Below are 1,062 nucleotides of genomic sequence, written 5' to 3'. Positions count from 1 at the left end.
AGGATCGTTACGGCGATAAAAAGGCAGAGTCCATTTTAGGGAACTGTGGGATTAAATTATGCTTGAACGCTGCCAATCGGACAACGGCTACTTATTTTAAGGACTTGCTTGATAAAACGACCGTTAAAGTAGATACGGAATCTGAATCGAAGCAATATGGTAAGGAGAACCGGACGAGTAGCATGAGCGAAAATGAAAGCTTTGCAGCCCGTGATTTAATGACAGCGGGCGAAATTATGCAAATGCCAGCTGATATAGGCATCATTTTATTTCAGCATAAGCCACCCATTCAAGTAAAGAAAGCCTTTCAGTTTCAATTGTTTCCTGGCGTAACAGAAAAATATGAAGTCAGTCAGTTTGATTATCATGCAAAGCCTTCAGCAGAGCAACTACAAAAGCTGACGCTCGCTCAGCAAGCATTTGAGGAAGATATTGCGAAAAAGGCAGTAGCCAAGCAAACCGAGCAGGAACAGTTGGAGAAGGACTTTTTCGGCTTTGAGGTCGTGGAGCAGGAGGTCACATTTGAAAGTGCGTTGGAGGAATTAAACGGTGACTTAAATATTTCAGGAAGTGAGCCTAATAAATGAGGTGAGCTGTAGTGAATTTCATTCAAGATAAAGTTATGGATATGTTAAATGAATGGTTAAATGATTTACTGACAGCGGTTTTTAAGTTTTTAGCAGAGGTGCTGTTTAACCATGAGGCGCTCAGTGGCTTGTTTTTAGACGTATATCGTATTTTCGCTGTTTTTGGCGGTGTGTTACTTGTGGCGATTGTGCTATTTAGAATATTGAACGCCATGCTAAATGAAGCGACCAATAATGAAAGTAATATTGCTGAAATTATCGTCAGTGCATTAAAGGCAAGTATCATGGTGTTTTTATTGCCTGTTATTTTGTACTTTGTGGTGAAAGAAATTCTGTACCCATTAATGGAATATATGTTTGTTGAAATTGCTGGCAGCTCTTCAGACATTATTACGAATTCAATTGAATCTTCCATGGTTATAGATGTATTTGGATCAGGCACGATGGCAATTACATTACTGCTACTATTTTTAGT

The 1,062-nt window shown here is 39.2% G+C and carries 2 protein-coding genes; both read left to right on the top strand.

Going from position 1 to position 1,062, the window contains the following annotated elements; all coding sequences use genetic code 11:
• Positions 1-587, top strand: a 587-nt coding sequence (locus QI30_RS19790; RefSeq protein WP_158621109.1) for a type IV secretory system conjugative DNA transfer family protein, incomplete at its 5' end; no start/stop codon positions are given.
• A gap of 11 nt (positions 588-598) precedes the next feature.
• Positions 599-1,062 (top strand): hypothetical protein (locus QI30_RS19785; protein WP_148113925.1); only part of this gene is annotated, 464 nt, incomplete at its 3' end.

Origin of the sequence: Candidatus Kurthia intestinigallinarum, assembly GCF_003991225.1 — a bacterium.
Classification (GTDB): domain Bacteria; phylum Bacillota; class Bacilli; order Bacillales_A; family Planococcaceae; genus Kurthia; species Kurthia populi.
The sequence above is the reverse complement of the archived record's forward strand: the minus strand, read 5'-3'. Positions and strand labels throughout refer to the sequence as shown.